This is a genomic window from Rickettsiella endosymbiont of Dermanyssus gallinae (assembly GCF_019285595.1).
Classification (GTDB): Bacteria; Pseudomonadota; Gammaproteobacteria; order Diplorickettsiales; family Diplorickettsiaceae; genus Rickettsiella_B.
This window is the reverse complement of sequence record NZ_CP079094.1, coordinates 887,667-907,205: the sequence shown is the minus strand read 5'-3', so window position 1 is coordinate 907,205 and position 19,539 is coordinate 887,667. Positions and strand designations below refer to the sequence as shown.

At 42.6% G+C, this 19,539-nt stretch carries 23 protein-coding genes; 3 read left to right on the top strand and 20 right to left on the bottom strand.

The genetic code is table 11. The features are described from left to right. Positions 1-23: 23 nt before the first annotated feature. From tolA to KX723_RS04535, 5 genes are all read right to left on the bottom strand, one after another. Positions 24-845 carry a cell envelope integrity protein TolA gene (gene tolA / locus KX723_RS04555; protein ID WP_218814873.1) on the bottom strand — a complete coding sequence of 274 codons (822 nt, stop codon included), beginning with the start codon at positions 843-845 and terminating at the stop codon, positions 24-26. 3 nt (positions 846-848) lie between these two features. Next, the gene (gene tolR, locus KX723_RS04550) at positions 849-1,304 is read right to left on the bottom strand and encodes a protein TolR (protein WP_218814872.1); all 456 of its coding nucleotides are present in this window, start codon (positions 1,302-1,304) and stop codon (positions 849-851) included. Further along, on the bottom strand, positions 1,294-1,989 hold the full coding sequence (tolQ, locus tag KX723_RS04545; RefSeq protein ID WP_218814871.1) for a protein TolQ: 696 nt from the start codon (positions 1,987-1,989) through the stop codon (positions 1,294-1,296). Before tolQ ends, tolR begins: the two co-directional genes overlap by 11 nt. A 262-nt stretch (positions 1,990-2,251) precedes the next feature. Beyond that, positions 2,252-2,419: a hypothetical protein gene (locus KX723_RS04540; RefSeq protein WP_218814870.1), complete on the bottom strand. Its 168-nt coding sequence runs from the start codon at positions 2,417-2,419 to the stop codon at positions 2,252-2,254. 37 nt (positions 2,420-2,456) lie between these two features. Next, on the bottom strand, positions 2,457-3,182 hold the full coding sequence (locus KX723_RS04535) for a YDG domain-containing protein (protein ID WP_218814869.1): 726 nt from the start codon (positions 3,180-3,182) through the stop codon (positions 2,457-2,459). A gap of 23 nt (positions 3,183-3,205) precedes the next feature. Here KX723_RS04535 and KX723_RS04530 point away from each other — a divergent pair, with 23 nt between their 5' ends. Beyond that, complete coding sequence (locus KX723_RS04530; protein WP_218813323.1) at positions 3,206-3,376, top strand: hypothetical protein; 171 nt, start codon at positions 3,206-3,208, stop codon at positions 3,374-3,376. A 67-nt stretch (positions 3,377-3,443) separates the two neighbouring features. On the opposite strand, the gene KX723_RS04525 is transcribed toward KX723_RS04530, so the two are convergent. From KX723_RS04525 to KX723_RS04515, 3 genes are all read right to left on the bottom strand, one after another. Next, complete coding sequence (locus tag KX723_RS04525) at positions 3,444-3,767, bottom strand: hypothetical protein (protein ID WP_218814868.1); 324 nt, start codon at positions 3,765-3,767, stop codon at positions 3,444-3,446. A 390-nt stretch (positions 3,768-4,157) separates the two neighbouring features. After that, on the bottom strand, positions 4,158-5,534 hold the full coding sequence (gene gltX, locus KX723_RS04520; RefSeq protein ID WP_218814867.1) for a glutamate--tRNA ligase: 1,377 nt from the start codon (positions 5,532-5,534) through the stop codon (positions 4,158-4,160). Positions 5,535-5,579: 45 nt separating this feature from the next. Further along, complete coding sequence (locus KX723_RS04515; protein ID WP_218814866.1) at positions 5,580-6,200, bottom strand: L-threonylcarbamoyladenylate synthase; 621 nt, start codon at positions 6,198-6,200, stop codon at positions 5,580-5,582. Between the two features lie 72 nt (positions 6,201-6,272). Here KX723_RS04515 and KX723_RS04510 point away from each other — a divergent pair, with 72 nt between their 5' ends. After that, a complete protein-coding gene (locus KX723_RS04510) occupies positions 6,273-6,812 on the top strand; it encodes a septation protein A (RefSeq protein WP_218814865.1) in 540 nt (179 codons plus the stop codon). Then, positions 6,809-7,081 (top strand): BolA family protein, encoded by a 273-nt coding sequence (locus KX723_RS04505; protein ID WP_218814864.1) that lies wholly within the window; start codon positions 6,809-6,811, stop codon positions 7,079-7,081. Before KX723_RS04510 ends, KX723_RS04505 begins: the two co-directional genes overlap by 4 nt. Before the next feature lie 9 nt (positions 7,082-7,090). Here KX723_RS04505 and KX723_RS04500 read toward each other — a convergent pair whose 3' ends face one another. From KX723_RS04500 to KX723_RS04445, 12 genes are all read right to left on the bottom strand, one after another. Beyond that, entirely contained in the window at positions 7,091-7,870 is a 780-nt protein-coding gene (locus KX723_RS04500; protein ID WP_218814863.1) for a hypothetical protein, read from the bottom strand. 97 nt (positions 7,871-7,967) lie between these two features. Next, a complete protein-coding gene (locus KX723_RS04495) occupies positions 7,968-8,204 on the bottom strand; it encodes a hypothetical protein (RefSeq protein WP_218814862.1) in 237 nt (78 codons plus the stop codon). A 114-nt stretch (positions 8,205-8,318) separates the two neighbouring features. Continuing rightward, positions 8,319-8,489, bottom strand: coding sequence for a hypothetical protein (locus KX723_RS04490; RefSeq protein ID WP_218814861.1), 171 nt, complete (start codon positions 8,487-8,489; stop codon positions 8,319-8,321). A gap of 14 nt (positions 8,490-8,503) precedes the next feature. Beyond that, entirely contained in the window at positions 8,504-11,524 is a 3,021-nt protein-coding gene (locus tag KX723_RS04485; protein ID WP_218814860.1) for a type IV secretion protein IcmB, read from the bottom strand. 11 nt (positions 11,525-11,535) lie between these two features. Then, complete coding sequence (gene icmJ / locus KX723_RS04480; protein WP_218814859.1) at positions 11,536-12,132, bottom strand: type IVB secretion system protein IcmJDotN; 597 nt, start codon at positions 12,130-12,132, stop codon at positions 11,536-11,538. Positions 12,133-12,142: 10 nt separating this feature from the next. Beyond that, complete coding sequence (locus tag KX723_RS04475) at positions 12,143-12,559, bottom strand: DUF6750 family protein (protein ID WP_218814858.1); 417 nt, start codon at positions 12,557-12,559, stop codon at positions 12,143-12,145. Between the two features lie 195 nt (positions 12,560-12,754). Continuing rightward, a complete protein-coding gene (locus KX723_RS04470) occupies positions 12,755-13,171 on the bottom strand; it encodes a type IV secretion protein IcmD (RefSeq protein ID WP_218814857.1) in 417 nt (138 codons plus the stop codon). A gap of 52 nt (positions 13,172-13,223) precedes the next feature. Then, positions 13,224-13,748 carry a type IV secretion protein IcmC gene (locus KX723_RS04465; RefSeq protein WP_218814856.1) on the bottom strand — a complete coding sequence of 175 codons (525 nt, stop codon included), beginning with the start codon at positions 13,746-13,748 and terminating at the stop codon, positions 13,224-13,226. Positions 13,749-13,843: 95 nt separating this feature from the next. Beyond that, complete coding sequence (locus KX723_RS04460; RefSeq protein WP_218814855.1) at positions 13,844-14,554, bottom strand: hypothetical protein; 711 nt, start codon at positions 14,552-14,554, stop codon at positions 13,844-13,846. Positions 14,555-14,587: 33 nt separating this feature from the next. Next, positions 14,588-17,899: a 5-fold beta-flower protein gene (locus tag KX723_RS04455; protein WP_218814854.1), complete on the bottom strand. Its 3,312-nt coding sequence runs from the start codon at positions 17,897-17,899 to the stop codon at positions 14,588-14,590. An 8-nt stretch (positions 17,900-17,907) separates the two neighbouring features. Then, positions 17,908-18,939, bottom strand: coding sequence for a DotH/IcmK family type IV secretion protein (locus tag KX723_RS04450; RefSeq protein WP_246562556.1), 1,032 nt, complete (start codon positions 18,937-18,939; stop codon positions 17,908-17,910). Continuing rightward, complete coding sequence (locus tag KX723_RS04445; RefSeq protein WP_218814853.1) at positions 18,896-19,534, bottom strand: type IVB secretion system apparatus protein IcmL/DotI; 639 nt, start codon at positions 19,532-19,534, stop codon at positions 18,896-18,898. The genes KX723_RS04450 and KX723_RS04445 overlap by 44 nt, the downstream gene beginning before the upstream one ends. Positions 19,535-19,539 lie beyond the last annotated feature (5 nt).

The following is a 19,539-nucleotide window of genomic DNA, read 5'->3' as shown; positions in this document are numbered from 1 at the left end:
GTGTGATAAAAATAGATAAATAGCTAAGAAATTAAACCTTCTGGTCTTACCGTAAGATTAATTTGTCTAAAACTATTAAATAAACCACTCTCTTTAGGAACGGGTAACGGTGATGCTTTATACACAGCCGTCTGTGCAGAGCGATCTAAAACAGCGTTACCACTACCTTTTATAATAACCACTTCTAATACCATACCTCCAGGTGCAAGACGTACAGCTAATCTCGTTTCTAAGTGTTTATCCACATCGGGAGGAATAATCCATTGTTGCGCAATAGATTGCAAAATTAAATGTCTGTATTTTGTAGTAGCCGCCGCATTACGCGTCGCCCTTTGATTTTTTTGCAAGGTCGTGTTCACTTCTTGCTGTAACAATTGCTGTACGTTTTTCTGTGCTATTTGCAGCGATAAAGCGTGGTTAGCACTTTTTGCTTTTTCTATTGGCTTATGTTGTGCTAACGGAGTAGCCTGTTTTTTTTGCGGGGTTGTCATCGTTTTTAAGCGTGGTTTAGCCAGAACCGGTGTTGGATTGATTTGCTTTTTAACTAATTTTTTCTCTTTAACCGGCAAAGCGATAGCACTTTTTTCTATCAGTGTTGGCTTTATAAGCACATGCTCTGTTTTAGAAGGTGGCTTAATCTTTTCTTCTGCAACAGGCGTCGGTAATGGAGCAGTCTCCACGGCTGTTGCATGAATAATCGCTAAAGGTGCCGAAGCGCTCAACAATAAGGGCTTTGAACAACGCAGTGTTAAAAATAAAGCTGAAAACAATACAATATGGAACAAGGTAGCCAGTAATAAAGTAAAACGATAATTTTCTTTACGCGTGACAGAATAAGATTTCATAACTCAAGCAGCCAATTTATTAGGGGACTCCGTTATTAATCCAATATTAATAGCGCCCGCCTTCTGTAATAAGACCATCGCGCCTACCACTTTCCCATAATTGACGTTTTTATCTCCCTTAACAAAAACTTGACGCACTTGATTTTTTTGCTGAGCTAATGCTAATTGTTGTCTGACCTCTTGGCCAAGTTGTGTCTCATCAAGCACTACATCAGGATGTACGCTGGTATTTAAATAAAAATGACCTTCGCCATCGACTGAAACAATGATAGGTTCTTGTGATTGTGAGATTGTCTGTGCTTGTGCTTTAGGCAAATTAACGTTAATACCCTGAGATAATAAAGGCGTTGTCGCCATAAAAATAACCAGCAATACCAACATGACATCGATATAGGGAACCACATTAATCTCTGCGAGTGGGCCTTTATGGCGTTGATGGCGGGATTTATTATGAAACATGGTTACTTCCATGAATCTGTCTATAGAGAATATTTGAAAACTCTTCTTGGAAGGTATGATACTGATGGAGTAAATGCTGAATTTGACTTGCATAGCGGTTATAAAAAATAACCGCTGGAATTGCCACAAACAAACCCATTGCTGTCGCAACTAAGGCTTCAGAAATGCCAGGTGCAACCATAGCAATCGTTGAGGTTTGCTGAGAAGCCGACAGTGCTTGAAAGGAAGTCATTATTCCCCATATGGTGCCAAATAATCCGATATAAGGGCTGGTAGAACCTAAGGTCGCTAAAAAATCGAGATGCTTTTCTAAATGTTGGTGTTGCTGTGCATAAGCAATGCGCATGGCACGCTGAACACCTTCCATAATAATGGCCGGTTTATCGCCTACCTGCTTATGCAAACGCACAAATTCACGAAAACCTGCATGAAAGATATGCGCTAAGCCTTCGTGTTCATCAGCGGCACGACTTAATTCAGTATAAAATTTACTCAAATCCAAACCTGACCAAAATTTTTCTTCAAATTCGACAAGCACCGCTTTGGTGCGCCGCAAAAAAAAGCCACGGTGTAAAATAATTGACCATGATAAAATCGATGCAAAAAGCAACAATAACATGACCAATTTTACAACGGTGCTTGCTTGTAAAAAATAACCCAAGAAAGTTGGATCAGCGACTGGCATTCATATCTCCTTTTTTATACACGCATTTTTATATACGGATTGTTATGCTTAATTTTTAAACAAAGATTGAATCGTATCTCACTTGATCTTATCAGAAAAATCAAAAAGAAGGGGGTTGTTTGCATTAAAAGAAGGAAAATTTATCGTCACTACGAGCGCCATAGGCACGCGGAAATCTAGTCTGGATCGCTTTCATACCCTTGGTACTCGCAATGACGACAGTATTAGACTTTCACACTAAAAAATATTTCTCTATAAGTGCTTAACGCGTCAATCTCACTTTGGCAATCTTTGCACTCCGTTGTACCGCTTGCCTATCAGCGGCTGCCACATGGATATCGCGAGGCGTAATATTCGCTGTGACACAAAGTTTACAATTGTTAGCAATGTAATCAAGTGAGTCGCTATGCTCCCGAAGAATTTCGGCCATCGTGTCCCCGAAATTCGTTCGCATGACGCGACTGAAATTAGGCCGCGATACGTCCTGCGTCCGGCACGCACTCACTCCTTCGGAGTTCATGCCCGTGCCTCCCACAAATGACTTTACGGCGTGATGCGTTTCCTGCTTCGCCCGTCAACGCACGCCTATCGCGGGCTCTTCGACTTCGCATTGCTTTCACAATGCTTTCCTGTCTCATCGTATGACTGTCTGCTCCACCTACGTGAATATCAGTAACATTCACTAATTTATTCGTCCCTATATTTTTATCTTCAAAGCTACCTATACCGCTGAAGTAAATGCTATCACCAGGTAACACCTCGTTGCTTATCAACCTCACTTGGGCGGCAGGCGTTCCATCATAGGCCTTGTCCGCTGCCGTCGCTATTACGTTAACATGTAACGGTACGATAGTAGCCACCGTACTGACTTTAGGATTGTTAATTTGGTAATTACCTTTATCGGTGCCTTCTACTCGAATATCACCAACCTTCACGGCTTTATTCGTCCCAGCATGTTTATCTACAAAATTAGCGGTGTCTGCCATCAAATTAACTTTATCACCGGGTAATACGCTATCGCTCGCCAACGTCACTTGCGCAGCAGGAGTACTGTCATAGACCTTGTCCCTACCCATCGCTGCCACATCGATACCTAGCGGCGTAATACTCGCTACGGCGTTACTCAAAGAAGTCCGTACTAGCAGATACTTACCGGCATCAGTGCCCGAGAGGGACGGCTGGATTATGGTCACCGGCTTTTCCATTCCCACATTCGATGAGACAGGAAAGCATTGTGAAAGCAATGCGAAGTCGAAGAGCCCGCGATAGGCGTGCGTTGACGGGCGAAGCAGGAAACGCATCACGCCGTAAAGTCATTTGTGGGAGGCACGGGCATGAACTCCGAAGGAGTGAGTGCGTGCCGGACGCAGGACGTATCGCGGCCTAATTTCAGTCGCGTCATGCGAACGAATTTCGGGGACACGATGGCCGAAATTCTTCGGGAGCATAGCGACTCACTTGTGGCTTTCTGGCGTACCCTTGAGAGAATCCTTATCCACCAACTCAATTAATTGATGTAATTTAGCATCTGGCATCGAAGAATCTTTTTTAAGAAATGCTAGGTATTCGTCACTGTTAATTTTTATTTCACTAAATTCTCTATTTTTCTCTTTCTCTGCATTAAATTCATCCACATCGTCCCAGTTAATTTTACACTGTTCTTCTATATTTCCAGTGAAACAGTCCTCTAGCTGAAAAGAACCTACCCCACTATACTGTTCAGCTGAACGACGGTTACGAAGACCATCACTATAAATTTGATTTGTTATTCTTGGCATAAGAAAAATTCTCCTTAAAATTATTAGTATTAGAATTATTTAAAGCGCAATTCTTTAAAACTTGAAGCGCAGCCCCGAAGTCTTATAGATGCGAAAAATAAAGGAAAAATAAAGATTGCTAACAACCGTAGCCGGCATGAAAAATCCTTTTTTTATTGATGATTTAAATCAGAATAAACAACATGAAATGAATATTCAATAAAGTATAATTTATTGAAGGTAATGTGTTTACCAATAGGGATATACGGCTAAAAACGAATGAAGCGCTGGCTAGATTAGCGCGCGCTTACGCTGTCATTGCGAGCGAAGCGCGGCAATCGCAATGAGGTCTACCATTACAAGGCCGTATTTTTTATGAAGATAGGCGCGGGCCCGCTGTGACAATGAGGCTTAAACCAAGATTTTTTTCATACGCGCTAACACTTCTTTTTTACCTAGCAAGCGCAGCGTCGCATTAATAGGTGGTGATACTTGCAAACCGGTCACAACAAGACGTAACAGCGGCGCTAATTTACCTAGTTTTAATGAAAACTGCGCCGCGGTTTCAACCAGAATCTGATGCAGTGACTCATCGCCCCAATCATTGAGTTGCGTAAACTGAACTTGCAGTGCTTTTAATGCCGATAAAACATCCTCAGGAAAGCTTTGTGGCACAGAAAAATTTGCTTCGTAAAAAAAGCGACTTTTTTCTGCCATTTCTCGTAGCGTTTTAACACGCTCACGTTGCAACATAACAACATCTTGTAAATCAGGTAATCCCTCTCCTTGTGTCTTGACGCCCAATTGTTGCATTTCTTTTTCTAATAACTGCGTTATTTTTCTGGGATCATCGGTTTTTAAATAATGTTGGTTGAGCCAACTTAATTTATCTGGATTAATTGCCGCCGGCGATTTATTTAAATCAGCGATATCAAACAGATTAATCATCTCTTCACGTGAAAAAATTTCTTGATCGCCGTGTGACCAACCTAATCTGACTAAATAATTTAATAAGGCATCCGCTAAATAACCTTCTTCTCGATATTCCAATACGTTCGCGGCACCTTGTCGCTTGCTGAGTTTTTTTCCATCGGGGCCCAGAATCATAGGCACATGCGCATAGATAGGTAAATGCGCGCCTAACGCCAATAATAAATTAATTTGACGCGGTGTATTATTCAGATGATCATCGCCGCGAATCACATGGGTAATTTTCATATCCCAATCGTCTACAACCACCGTAAAATTATAAGTGGGCGAACCATCGCTTCGGGCAATAATTAAGTCATCCAGCTCTGCATTTTGAAAGGTCACATTTCCATGTACCTGATCCGCCACCACCACTTCGCCTTCTAATGGATTACGAAAACGAATGACAAACGGTTGATTGGCTAGCACTGTTTTACGGTCTCTACAATGACCATCGTAGCGTGGTTTTTTTTGCTGCTGGAGTTGCTCTTCGCGCAAAGCCGTCAAACGTTCTTTAGAACAATAGCAACGATAGGCTTTGTCTTCGCTGAGTAATTGATCTAATACCGCTTGATAACGCGCTAAGCGTTGGCTTTGATAAAAAGGACCTTCATCCCATGTTAAACCTAACCACTGTAATCCTTCTAAAATAATATCAACCGCTTCCGGTGTTGAACGCTCTAAATCGGTATCTTCTATGCGTAATACAAATTCTCCCTTTTGTTTTTTTGCATACAACCAGCTATACAAGGCTGTTCTGACGCCACCAATATGTAAATAACCAGTGGGACTGGGTGCGAAACGTGTACGAACTTTCATAGCTTTCTCTTTAATTTTTATATACTTATAGATTTCCGCGATATATTAAAGAAAGGGGGTAATATCGCCCTTTCCCTTACGAATAATTCTTGGCAGACCATCCACTAAATCAACCACGGTGCTTGGCTCTAAACCACAGGGTCCGCCATCAATAATTAAATCCACCCGCTTGCCCAGCATATCACGCATGGCTTCAGGCTCTAATAAAGGTAAATCGGCACCCGGCAAAATCAAGCTACTACTGACTAACGGCTGATCGAGCATCTCTAACAGTGCGGGCACAATTTTATTATCTGGAATACGTACCCCCACTGTTTTGCGCTTGGTATTCATGATCGTTTTAGAAACTTCTTGGGTAGCCGGCAATATAAAGGTATAGGGGCCTGGCGTATTGGCTTTTAACAGACGAAAAATAGGGTTTTCAAGCTGCGCATACGTCGCTAGCTCAGAAAGATCACGGCATAACAGTGTTAAAGAATGCCTATCATCTAACTCACGGATTTGTCGCAAGCGTTGAATACCTGCCTTATTACGCATTTGACAGCCTAAGGCATAGGCGGAGTCGGTAGGGTAAACAATTAGCCCCCCTTTTATCAAGAAGCCAGCCGCCTGACGAATCAAATGAAGTTGGGGGTTGTCGGGATGGATTTTAAAAAACTGACTCACTGCTACCACTCTTTCCTAAACACGGAGCACTGTTATATACTAAAGGCTAATTTAGCCCACCCTTTCCACTACATGCGCTTACTTTTTGATTTTTTACCGATTGCTGCCTTCTTTGTGGTTTATAAGTTCTATGGTATTTATGTTGCCACAGCAGCCGCTATTTTAATCAGCCTTGTCCAAGTCATCAGTTACTGGGTCAAGCACCGATCGCTGCCTAGTATACAACTTATTAGCCTTATCCTCATCCTCTTATTTGGTGGCAGTACCTTACTTTTGCATAATGAATTATTTATCAAATGGAAACCCACCGTACTGTATTGGCTCTTAGCTTTTGTCGCCCTTATTTCACATTATATTGGCAAAAAACCGTTCATACAGCATCTCTTAGAAACCAATATTACCTTACCTAATACCGTATGGTCGTCCTTAAATAGAAACTGGTTTGTTTTTTTTATGTTGATGGGTGGCATTAATTTATGGGTTGCTTATTCGTTTGATACCAACACCTGGGTCAATTTCAAATTATTTGGTTTCTTAGGCATCACTTTTTTATTTATTTTGATTCAAGCTATTTATCTGAGTCGTTATATTCAATCCGATGAAAAAACATGAAAACAACTAAAACCGATGATCGTATCGCCTCGCTGCAAACTAAACTTTCGCAAGCCTTAGCGCCCACGTATTTAGAAATTATTGATGACGGCGCTCAGCATATCGGCCATTCCGAAGAAGGCGCTGGCCATTTTACGGTTCGTATTAGCTCACCGCTTTTTCAAACCAAGCCGCTTATAGAATGCCACCGACTTGTTTACTCAGCACTAGGCAACACGGTAGGCACCGAAATCCATGCCTTACGTATTGAAATAATACCTCAAAAATAAGCCGCCTTATTAAGCCGCTAGCGCAGGCGTGCTAGCATTTTCATTTGACAAAAAATTGTCCATGGCCTCAATATACTTTTCTGAAACGAGTTCCTTCGGCAGTCCATGCTTCGGCGAGTCCTTCGTTTTAAAAAAGTGATATGCATTTGAAGATCCAACTACCACACAACCAACGGCTATTACCGCTGTAACACCTATGGTTAACACCGCAATGGCTAAAGGCAATACCACCGTAACGGCCAAGGTTGAAGTAATTCCAAAAGCCAATACAGCCAGTGCCTTATAGGTATACTCTAATAATCGCTTATATTGCGCAGCCATTTCCGGATTATTTTCGGCTTCGGCATGAAACTTAGCGTTGGCGAATACACGACCTGGAAGCGTTACAAAACAGGGAATAAAACTAGGCCATACAATCCCACAGCTAAGGTAATTCAAGCTAACATTAGAAGAGTCAGGCTTTGGAATATTTGCAAATTCACTCAGAAACCATTGTGCTGCCACGGCACAATTCTCGCTCAAAATACTCGCATTCTGCGAAGTATCATCCCAGTATTGGTTCCAATTTTCAGTGATCGCAGCGGGATCCGCAACAATATCAAAGCTATAAACTGAACTGGCTCGTTGGATACAGTTATTAGGGTCTCTACTCCATTTATTGAGAGGCGTTTCCCAGCGATTAATACTATAAAAAGCAGGGGCTTTGGAAGATAGATCTTCTAACACAATCTCAATATGCGAATTAAACACACTATGAAAATTTAAAAGATGCACTCTTATATTAGTCATACTATCAAACAAAATAAATAATCTTATTCAATAGCGTATCAAACTAGTATTAACCCAATATTAGCCCAATATTAACAAAATATTAAAAGGCTAGAATTTAGGGCTTATAGACAAGCTCTGTCATGACGGAATCTAATTGATCAGCCGAGCTATTCTTGTCGTTTTTAGTAATACCAAAGGCGCTATACAGAGATTGCTGGTAGCGCGCAGAAGCTACCGAGAAGGGGTCAACATTATTTGATACGCTAAATAAGTCTTCACGCAGCAAACTCGTTTGTTTTGAAAATAAAAGTTCTTTCAATGGTTTATAGTTGGGATCATTCAATAAACTCAAACAGGCTTTAGCTGAATGCGTTTCTGAGCCTGTAAACTAACAAGTGAGTCGCTATGCTCCCGAAGAATTTCGGCCATCGTGTCCCCGAAATTCGTTCGCATGACGCGACTGAAATTAGGCCGCGATACGTCCTGCGTCCGGCACGCAGTCACTCCTTCGGAGTTCATGCCCGTGCCTCCCACAAATGACTTTACGGCGTGATGCGTTTCCTGCTTCGCCCGTCAACGCACGCCTATCGCGGGCTCTTCGACTTCGCATTGCTTTCACAATGCTTTCCTGTCTCATCGAAGGATGGCGCCTTAAATAGGCAAAGATTGTAGCTGCGGATTTTTGGTATAGGCATCGATAATTTCTTCAGCGATTTGCTCGACTAAGCCTAAACGTGAATCTTCCGTAATCAGTCCCTGTTCTTCTTTCAAGTTAGCTAAGCGTTTTTCAACTAATTTTTTTATGGTTCCATTCGGAAATAAGCGTGCTAATACGCGACGCGTCTCAACCGGCCCCAACTGGTGGTAAAGTCTATTACGTAAATTAGCATCTTCTACGGTGGTACTAAATGCCCATAATTCGATAGGGCCTAAGGTTAAGGTCAATAATTGGGTATTCATCCCTTCTTTAGTTGCAAACTGTGCTAAGAAAGTCGCACCGCCTTCCCGTGGTCCATGCACACGCGTACGTAAAGCAATGGTTGCAGTAGGTGACAAACCAAATATCTTAGCGGACTTTTCTACTGATTGTGCAGGGCCTGCATCCATAATATAAATAGAAGTTGCAAACTCTACCATGACCTCATCAAAATCATCTAAAGATTGCGATAACAAGGCAATTTGAATGTTCCATTTACGTCCTTCACGCATATCCACCACAACTTGATCACGTACCGCTTTCGCTTTTGAGGTACGGTGAAATTCATCAAATACAATACGCTTGGGATCTTCTCTTAATTCAGCAATACGTTGTTTGTGATAATCACGGTACTGACTAGAAATATCACTGAGATTATCTTCACTTAAGTAATAATGTCGTGCCAATATATAGCGCGCTAACATATACATCACTGCCGTTTGTCTATCCGCTGCATCACCACCACTCTTTGCGACTTCATCTAAATCTAGCGATACAATGCGTGCTTCACCTAAATCAAAGCGCGTGACGCGTGATAAAATAGGATATTCTCGAATAGCACTGGAAATCATGCGCGCAAAGGCATTAATTAAGGTTTCACCGGTAGGCGCGGTAATTTTTCCATATAAATCTTCGATAATTGGCGTACGACAAATAGACGCGGCATCGGCTAATAAAGGCATCGCATAACGTTGTGCCAACATGGCTTCGTGCGGGAAACCCGATATAAACAAGGCATCGGTTACTTCCCACCAAGTCGTCAACTGATCGGGAATAAAACCCATTTCTTCTAAAATACCGTCGACTAACGGTTCAATTCCCGCTGTATATGGATAAGGTTTTCCATCGTCAGCAAGATTTTTATAGAGTTCATCAATCACCAAACCTGTCATATCTGAAATCGCATCGTAAGGCTTGGTTGCACCCAACGGTGTTGTTAATAACGTTAAAAAATTAACTAAAAAACTTCGCTCTTGCGGCGTTGGATAACGACAACCTAATTGGGTATCAAATGGGTTAATGGAATAATCCGCCGTCATACGTAAACGATGATAAGCAACCCAGTGGCGATTTTCTAAGGGCAGCGCTTCGCGCAACAATGAAATCAAGCCGCTACTTGAAGGACCAATATCAATAATAGCAATGCGAGGCAAGCGTTGTAGTCCACCTGCTAAGCACAGCGCTAAATTTAAGGTATTTGAAAGCACCGATTTACCGGAACCGGGTCTTGCATAAATCAGATCAATCCAGGTCGTCTGTTCGCTTGAACCGGGTTGAAATGGCCAAGGTTTACCATCAGGACTTCTAAATAACTGTGCTCCGGTTTTCCACGGCGATGCGGGACGTGTAATCGGTAGCATGTAAACAACTTGCGAAAAAGGAACAATGGTGGGTGTTGCAACACTATGTGCTGATATACCTAACATGGTTGATGCTAAGCCACCAAACGGATCACCCGACACTTCGGATACATCACAAGAACCCCACCCTTCTATCGCTTTAGCAAGCTCAGCTGCACGCGTTCTAAGTAAAGGAAGCTGACCCTCAGGCGCCCAGGTGCACGCCGCGACGCGTAAACGAACGACCGCATCATCGGTATTGATCGCAATGTATTGTAATAAATTATTCGCGTCACTGAGCAATCGATTTTGTGCCGATGAAAAACTTAACACTGACGCTAAAACAGATTTTAATTTGATGGTACGTAAACCATCACTTTCAATAAAAAATGAGATCCGCCAAGGAATTCGCGCCGCTAAAGTCCTTTGTAATAAGGCATTAAACGATTTTATTTCTTTAGGTAATAAATCAATAAAAATACAAGAATAAATTTGATCGCCTAGTCGCACCGTTCTTAAATCGAGGTTTTCAGCATCTCTAGGCAATACTTGTCGGGCTAGCGAAGGCCACAAGACATCCGAAATCGTATTGCGGGATCGATCATATTCTTTAGGGAGTATTTTATCGCCCGGTAAGCTAGGGCGCCAATTTTTATCGGTAAAACGAGGATCCGCCACGGTTCGAATCGCATGCACCGCATCATGGACTTCTAAAAGGCTAGCCGCAATATTTAAGGTTGATAAATCATGAATAATGGAGCGCACAAAGGCATCGTGCGTATCGCGTAAATCAGGAATAGCTGCAATTGCATTTTGCGTGATCTGAAAAGGCGGTACTTTCTTATCTCGTATGAATTTTAGTTTGTCTTTAGTTGAACGCTGGTATTGCTCGGTGGTCAAACTTAAAGGACGCGTCCATAAAACAAAATACACGCATTCATAAGCACAATGTTTAGATAAAAAAGAAACGCGTTCTTTAAATAAATCACTTAGATTTAAGCCTAAGCGCTCACTGGTTTGCTGACCAGGCGCTAAGGTATCATTAATTAAATCCTTAACCACTTCTCGATCATAATGAAATAAAACCTGTAAGGCATGCCCCGCACGCGATAAAGCCGTTTGCAAGCTGAGCGTTAAGCCTTCATGTAAACGCTCAAATTCACTGCTACCAATTAACTGTGTCACACCTGAAATTTTAATTAAGGAAATTAAAGAACCATCATGCGCGACGATAACGGTGGGGCTATCGGCTGTTTCCAGATCACAATACGATTCCGTGGTTTGTTTCAGCGATGTGCTTAACCAAGCAAGGAAGGTATCGATACCATCTAGAAAAGAGTTGAAATAACTAGCCATTGCTTTCTACCTCAAGCTATCAAAGAAGAGGCATTCAAGCCATATTCGCTTTTAAACCCTGCCCGTGAAGGCAGTAAGCGAATAGATGTAAAAAGTTCCTTTTCAAGTAATGAGGCTTTATGACCCGATTCAATTAATAACTGTCCAAACAGTGCGGGGTCCTGCATATTTTCACCCCACTCTGCTTCTATAATTTGTGAACGTAATTTAAGGTGCCTATACGCATTTTGAGCCGATTCTTTGTATTCTATATTATTATTCATGGCTTGAAATAAAAGATGACATAAAGCATTCAGATAATTTTGTTCTATTTCGGGTAAATAAATTAATACCCCGCCGCCCTGTCCGCCCGCACCTACAGATTCCAGAAAAACACATTGTGCACACAAAACACAGGCAGTCACTAAGTTTGAGGCTTTATTATTAAAATAATTGTGATCCAAATTAATAATTTCATGCTGATCGCGAGATTCTAAACCACAAAATTGACAACAAAACTCATCACGCGCAAAGATTTTTTTACTAAAATCAGTAAAGCGCAGATCAAGCTTGCGGCGCATAAAAAAGCGCCAACCTTCGGGATTTACATTTAATTTAAGTGGAAACACGTTTTTCTTTTTAATTACCGATTAACCCGGTTGTACCATAAATACCTGCCGCACCACTGGTATCGCCAAAGACGGTTTGACCCGCAATCGAGAAGATTTGCGGTAAAAACATCAGTGAGGAACCCACAAATAACAACGCGATGGGTGTACCAATAGGAATTTGCGTAGGATTATCTTTATGCGCTTTAAACTTTAGCATCGATGCCATGACAAATCCTATGCCTGCCATATAAGCACCCGCTGTGATTAACTTGGCTAAACCATAAAATGACTGCGTGATCGTTAACGCCATATCACCTAGGGTTTTTACTCCCTCTGCATGGCTAATAGCGGTATAGCTTCCCGTCGTGATAGCAACGATAAAAGCGAACAAGTTGCGTTGTATTCTAAAAAGCCTTACCAGACGATCATTTTTATTTTCATTCATAAATACGGATAACCTCAATACTTTTTTATAGCGCACCCATGGCGTGGTTTTTAAAAACGAGTATCCCCGCATCTATTTTAACAAAATAAATCAGTTTATTTCGCTAAAATAGATGCGGGGGTTACCCGCTCTATACTCACAGCACTTGAACTTTCGGCAATACAGCCAAAAATTCAAGTGTGAAGCATCTATTTATTAGGCGCCTCCGGCCAGACCGGTCACACCGTAAATACCACCCGCACCGCTCGTTCCACCAAAAATCGTTTGACCAGCAATACCAAAGATATTCGGTAAAAATATTAATGCGGCACCAATAAACAATAACGCAATCGGTGTTCCGATAGGAATTTGTGTAGGATTATCTTTGTGCGCTTTGAATTTAAGCATCGATGCCATTGCAAAACCGATACCTGCCATATAAGCACCCGCAGTAATCAGTTTAGCCACACCCTCAAAAGAGCTCGTTAATGTGGTTGCAATAGCACCTAAGTTATCTCCATCCTTCGCGCTAGCTAATTCCGTATAAAGAAAAGGGACTATAAATAGCGCGAGCTTTGCTTGCCAACGCATAAAGCGACGCACTAGTTTTGTTGCAAGGTATTTATTCTTCATTCTTATCTCTCCAAACAAGTAAATAATAATAGGGTTATCAACATAAAAAACCTTAAGAAATGCCAAAGCTCGCTTGTAGCATTTCCCGTGTCCCTTCAATATTAATGGCCAATAAGCCGGCAATGATATGCGTCACTGCTTTTCCAAAGGTACTACGGCCATTAGGATTTGATGTATGCGTGAGGTAAACCCAACCACGTATAAACGAAATAGTACCTATTAATTGTATAAAGCGCAAAACCGCTTCTGAGGCCCAAGGACTCCATAGCCCTTTTGCAGGCTGGTAACTCATTGGATCGGTCACTGTAGTTGTCGCAAAGGTCGACAGTAACATACTCTTAAAAGCTGTAGGCGTATATAAAAGCGCTGCGCCCGCGAAAAACACCATCATCGTCGCTTTAAAATTAGTTTGCACCGACATCATAGTACGAAGATCACCGTACACCTTCAGCTGATACACACCCCTAAAAATAAAGGCTATACCCATCAAATAGGCTGTTGCTGTGATCAAACGATAGATGTTCGGAAACTCATTCGTCACATTCACTAACATGCTTTCTACTTTTGGAAATCTCATACTAGAGCATCCACTCAGTAGCAAACAAGCAAGCAAAGGTAGTAAAAAACGACCTATGTTTTTAATAGACTCAGATTTTATGGCTGACATAATACTTATCTATCATCTGGACTATAACCAATCACGGCACCTGAACTAAAGGTAACAATGCCTTGATTTACATTAATCGAATCAAGAACGCCATAACCTGCTAATTTATCACTTACACCTAAGGTCAGCGTCGTACCTTCTTGGGTTGTTAACCAAACACGGCCAGGAATCATAGCGCGAACATAATAAACAGGTTTAGGTATTTCTTTTTCGGCAATAGGCTTTTTTACCGGCTTTATTTGGCTTTTAATTAATGTTGCTTGGCCCGCGTGTAGGCTTTGAATTTCATCATTAACCTGCGTAAGCTGGGTTGTTAAATTAGCCAGTGTGGTTTGAATACTCGATAGCTCTGAATCCAATGATTGAATTGAGGATTGAACATCCAATTGTCCTTGTGCTAAATGATCTAAACGACTCGTCGTATTATCAACGTTAACCACCATACCCTGTTTACTTGGATCTATTTTTGCAATGGGTTTAACCTTTGCAACCACAGGTTGTTTGCTGATGCCGTGAAAAAGTCCACTGAGTAATTTATAAGTACCAAATATTAATAAAATAAAAATAAATCCGGCAATAATATTCTGACGGTTGATACGCTCAAAAATACTCGATGCCTCTGGCGAAGGACTCGTTGTAGAAAAGTGAGCAGCTGCCTCAGGTTCTTGGAACTGATACTCTTCTTCGTTCACATTATAAGTTTTTTTATCCATCATAGCCTCGTACTATAAAACGTTGTAAAAATAAATTTATTGCGGCAATGCCGGTAAATCAGAAAGAAATAATATGCCCATCGCCGTACCTGAATAAACATGTACCGTCGGTGGCGTATTGAAAATACTGCCTAAAGCGGCGGCATACTGCACCCCTACTTGACCTAAACCGACAAAAACTCTGTCTCTAGGCTTTAAGTCAGGCGCTTTATTATCAGGGTTAACAATAATTGCGCCGGAATAGTTTGCATTTGACGCTAAGAAGGACTGTCCATAACCTTGAACAAACGCAGAAGCAAATAAAGTCCCGTAACGCAACCAGTAATGGTTGTTGGTATAGCTTGATAACGCGGTACGTGCCGTATTGTCATCAATCGCGACGGTATTAATAGGAATACTTTGCGACAACTTCGGTAAGGTTAAGGTGTTAAAGGAAAGTAATACTTTCTTCTTTTGATTGCTTAAGGTACCAATTAAACGCGCACCTTTAAATTTACCTTGCACGATTTCTGCTAACACAGGACCCGGTTCATCGCTGTTCACCGCGGTTAATAGCACCGCATACATAATCGTTCCTGCTTTAACAGCGGGTGGTGCAGTGGATGCCAACGCCGTTCCATTAGCAGCCATAACACTGCCTAGACTTAGATTTCTATCCGCAGAAGGCGTACCCGCCACATATTGTTGTGTGGGTGAAGCCCAGGCAACAAACAATTGATTTGCCTGCGTTGCCATAGACGACTGCATTTGTTGTTGTAATTGTTCTGCTTTTTGCGCCGATATTTGTTGTGCTTGTCTATCGAGAATAGCCTGCAATGCTGGATTAGCATTATCGGATGCGCTCGGCAATAAACTCACGGAAGACGCTTGATTTAAAGCTGCATTTGGATTTGCCGGATCATTAACCGATGAAGTTGGCGGCGTCGTACTACCTAAAGCGGTACCTTGTGCATCACGCGCAATACCATCGGATCCCATGTTGGCAATGGCTCGTCCTTGGCTATCTCTTACAATACCATCACTACCTACCGTTCCTACTAATCGACCTTGCTTATCATAAACCGGTGTACCAGGTGCAGTAGCACCCACTTTTCCTATTAGCTGTTGATTTTCATCACGCAGTGTTCCATCGCGCGCTAATGTACCTAAAACCTTTCCATGCGCATCACGTACACGACCATCGGATCCGACGGTTCCCATTATTTTACCGTTACGATCATAAACAGGTGCGCCCGGAACAATACTAGAAGCACGTTTAGCCATGCCACCTAAATAAGCACGTCCTATTGATTTGCCATTAACATCCTGCACAACACCGTCCGCATTCACGCGGCCAATGACATTACCTTTTGTGTCGCGTACTTTACCGTCTGCTCCAACGGTTCCAAGTAAACGACCTTGTGCATCGTAAACCGGCGCACCTACGCTATTAACACCGGTTTTTGCAATAATTTTTCCATCCGCATCACGCACAATACCATCAGCGCCTACGGTACCAATGACATTGCCTTTTGCATCACGTACTTTACCGTCTGCTCCAACGGTTCCAAGTAAACGACCTTGTGCATCATAAACAGGTGCGCCTACGCTACTCATACCGGTTTTACCAATAATTTTTCCGTCAGTATCACGCACAATACCATCAGCACCGACGGTACCAATGGCATTGCCGTCTTCATCACGCACTTTACCATCAGAACCGACGGTCCCAAGTAAACGACCTTGTGCACCATAAACCGGTGCGCCTACGCTATTAACACCGGCTTTACCAATAATTTTTCCGTCGGCATCACGCACAATACCATCAGCACCGACGGTACCAACGACATTGCCTTTTGCATCACGTACTTTACCATCGGAACCCACGGTTCCAAGTAAATGACCTTGTGCATCATAAACCGGTGCGCCTACGCTACTCATACCGGTTTTACCAATAATTTTTCCGTCGGCATCACGCACAATACCATTAGCATCTACTTCACCAATGACATTACCTTTTGCATCACGTACTTTACCATCGGAACCCACGGTTCCAAGTAAATGACCTTGTGCATCGTGAACCGGTGCGCCTACGCTACTCATACCGGTTTTACCAATAATTTTTCCGTCAGTATCACGCACAATACCATCAGCACCGACGGTACCAATGACATTGCCATCTTCATCACGCACTTTGCCATCAGAACCGACGGTTCCAAGTAAACGGCCTTGTGCATCATAAACCGGTGCGCCTACGCTATTAACGCCCGCTTTACCAATAATTTTTCCGCTGGCATCACGCGCAATACCATTAGCATCTACTTCACCAATGACATTACCTTTTGCATCACGCACTTTGCCATCGGAACCGACTGTTCCAAGTAAATGACCTTGTGCATCATAAATCGGTGCGCCTACACTACTCACACCGGTTTTACCAATAATTTTTCCATCAGCATTACGCACAATACCATCAGCACCCACGGTACCAATGACATTACCCTTTGCATCACGCACTTTGCCATCGGAACCGACGGTTCCAAGTAAACGACCTTGTGCATCATAAACTGTCGCACCAGAACCAGAATTTGTTAATTTAGAATTGACTGCTTTTCCAATCACCGCGCCTTTCAGATCACGAACGATGCCATCGGCAGCAACCGTACCAATCACCGCGCCTTTCAGATCACGTACTTTACCGTCAGCACCCACATGACCGATTAAATGACCGGTTGCATCGTAAACAGGATCACCCGATGCGGCTACCGCTGCACTTCCAATGACCGTACCGTCCGCCGTACGCACTAAACCATCTGGCCCTACTTGACCGATAACCTCGCCATTTTGGTTACGTACTTTACCGTCTGGTCCTAAACGACCAATCACTTTGCCTTGTGTATCGTAAATTAAGGTACCTGATCGTAGATCACTGGGTTGTAATAACGATCCCGCTGAAGAATTAGTCGCTGAAGAAGCATTATTTCCACAACAGGAACAAGGTTTACAACACGAAGTACAACCACCCAACTGATTCTGTGACTGACTATTAAATTCAGAGCTATCTAATAAGGTAGGAATCACACTCGCGCCGGTTTTTTCTGCCAGCGCGGCCTGTTGCAAATTTTGTTGCTGCTGAAGACGTTGATAATCCGCTGATGGTGATTGTTGAAGGCCACCCGGAACAGATTGTATGTTGCCTGGCGCATCTTTTAATTGAACCGAGGTATCCGCTGCCGGCGCCGTTCGACTCATTAAATGCCTAAAGCCTAATAAAAATCCAAATAAAAGAATTAAGACCGTGACAATAATAATGCTACGCGTTCTCACATTCTTAAATGCGTGTGTAATATTTTGTAATTTAAGATTCATAGGAATCCTTAAAACCCTTCAACTTTTAATTGTATTGATTGACCATCCTGAAAGCCTAAAATAAGCGATGTTTTAGGCATTTCATACGCTTTCATGCCATCAGGACTGGACATGGTTGCAATCCATGCAGGTGAAATTAATGTCAACCGTGTACGTACGTACAGGTGACTACCGCTATACCACGCTTGCGCAGGGCCGCCTGAAATCTTTAATGCCGTGCTTCCTTGTGGCGCAACGCCTTCTAAAATATTTAACAACATCGGATCCGCATTATCCGGCAACGATCTACCTAACAATGCTTTAGCATTCGGGCCATTACCTGGAATACGCAGATCAATACGATAATCAACGGCCTTTTGACCAGAAATTAATGTCACCATGACGGGGGTGGATAAGCCTTGCAACTGCACCGCAAGATTACCTACGCTATATAAAGCCGTCGCTTGTATCATCAATAAATTACTTTTTTTATCCCACTGAATATTAAACGACTGTGGATTACCGATGTCATAATTATCGACGGGCCAAGGCTGTCCTGTAGAATCTAAAAATGCGACCGTTGTCACATAACCTTGCGATAAACGAACCACTATCGGTGTTGCACCGGGCTCTAATTTGACATACTGCGAAGAAATAGTGGGTCGCGGTGGCGTACCAGGTGTTGCTGCCGCTGCCGCCTGTGTTTGATTAAACAACGCTCTTAAGCGTTGAATCTGCTCCGGTGTCATCGGCAGCATGGCTTGTGCCATAGAACCAAATGCTGCTTTATTCAAGACGCCTACTGAAACTGAACCATCACTCGCATCAGAATTATTATTTGCTGCGGCACTATTTCCCGCTGAAGCTGCCGCTTGCGTGGGTGCTGCCGCATTATCCGCAGCTTCTGCCGTCGTACTAAGCAATCCTATTAATAGTATTCCCATAACACAGTAAAGGTATCTGCGAATAAAATTAAGTCCATGATGCCATTTTAAAAGAGGTCTATTCATGGTGTGACTAACCGGTAATACCGCCGCCTCCTGATACAATGAATTGCGCAATACCAATACCACGAGGCGATGTTAAAGGCGAAACGCGCACAATAAGCATCGTCACAGTAACCGATTGCTGTGAAAATTGGCTGGCACTTTGAAATGTAATTAACATAGGGATTTGTACTTTCCACGTATAACGACCCAACATAACACCCTGCTCGAGCACAACAGGCACGCCCGTTGCTACCGCAGAAACAATGAGCTTCTTAGCAATCACTGCCTGCAAATTATTGGAGCTTTTTACGGCATTGAAAAACATCTGTCTACCTTCCGGGGTAAAATAATCCGCTGCTTGCTGTAATGCCTCTCTATAATTAACAAAATTATAACTATAAGCGGCTGTAGCAGCGGTATTAGACCACTCCAATACGGTAGAATTAGTCAGATTAGGGCGATCAAAGGGAATTAAAGGAACCAGACGGCCATCATTGCTCGTAGCAAAATAACGTGGCGCAGGCGGATGCGTGACGATATAAAATAACGCCCCAGCCAAAGTCAGCACAATGAAGAAACTGAGTAGTAATGCCGCTACAACCTTCCGGTAATTATCGCGATAGAAGTCATTGCGTAATTTAACGACTTGGAGTGCATCTTCTTTCATATCAT

Excerpts from the sequence above, each read along its gene's own strand:
- tolA (WP_218814873.1), bottom strand. The coding sequence starts at position 845 with ATGAAATCTTATTCTGTCACGCGTAAAGAAAATTATCGTTTTACTTTA.
- tolR (WP_218814872.1), bottom strand. The coding sequence starts at position 1,304 with ATGTTTCATAATAAATCCCGCCATCAACGCCATAAAGGCCCACTCGCA.
- tolQ (WP_218814871.1), bottom strand. The coding sequence starts at position 1,989 with ATGCCAGTCGCTGATCCAACTTTCTTGGGTTATTTTTTACAAGCAAGC.
- KX723_RS04540 (WP_218814870.1), bottom strand. The coding sequence starts at position 2,419 with ATGGCCGAAATTCTTCGGGAGCATAGCGACTCACTTGATTACATTGCT.
- KX723_RS04530 (WP_218813323.1), top strand. The coding sequence starts at position 3,206 with ATGAGACAGGAAAGCATTGTGAAAGCAATGCGAAGTCGAAGAGCCCGC.
- KX723_RS04525 (WP_218814868.1), bottom strand. The coding sequence starts at position 3,767 with ATGCCAAGAATAACAAATCAAATTTATAGTGATGGTCTTCGTAACCGT.
- gltX (WP_218814867.1), bottom strand. The coding sequence starts at position 5,534 with ATGAAAGTTCGTACACGTTTCGCACCCAGTCCCACTGGTTATTTACAT.
- KX723_RS04510 (WP_218814865.1), top strand. The coding sequence starts at position 6,273 with ATGCGCTTACTTTTTGATTTTTTACCGATTGCTGCCTTCTTTGTGGTT.
- KX723_RS04505 (WP_218814864.1), top strand. The coding sequence starts at position 6,809 with ATGAAAACAACTAAAACCGATGATCGTATCGCCTCGCTGCAAACTAAA.
- KX723_RS04500 (WP_218814863.1), bottom strand. The coding sequence starts at position 7,870 with ATGACTAATATAAGAGTGCATCTTTTAAATTTTCATAGTGTGTTTAAT.
- KX723_RS04490 (WP_218814861.1), bottom strand. The coding sequence starts at position 8,489 with ATGAGACAGGAAAGCATTGTGAAAGCAATGCGAAGTCGAAGAGCCCGC.
- KX723_RS04485 (WP_218814860.1), bottom strand. The coding sequence starts at position 11,524 with ATGGCTAGTTATTTCAACTCTTTTCTAGATGGTATCGATACCTTCCTT.
- KX723_RS04475 (WP_218814858.1), bottom strand. The coding sequence starts at position 12,559 with ATGAATGAAAATAAAAATGATCGTCTGGTAAGGCTTTTTAGAATACAA.
- KX723_RS04470 (WP_218814857.1), bottom strand. The coding sequence starts at position 13,171 with ATGAAGAATAAATACCTTGCAACAAAACTAGTGCGTCGCTTTATGCGT.
- KX723_RS04465 (WP_218814856.1), bottom strand. The coding sequence starts at position 13,748 with ATGAGATTTCCAAAAGTAGAAAGCATGTTAGTGAATGTGACGAATGAG.
- KX723_RS04460 (WP_218814855.1), bottom strand. The coding sequence starts at position 14,554 with ATGATGGATAAAAAAACTTATAATGTGAACGAAGAAGAGTATCAGTTC.
- KX723_RS04455 (WP_218814854.1), bottom strand. The coding sequence starts at position 17,899 with ATGAATCTTAAATTACAAAATATTACACACGCATTTAAGAATGTGAGA.
- KX723_RS04445 (WP_218814853.1), bottom strand. The coding sequence starts at position 19,534 with ATGAAAGAAGATGCACTCCAAGTCGTTAAATTACGCAATGACTTCTAT.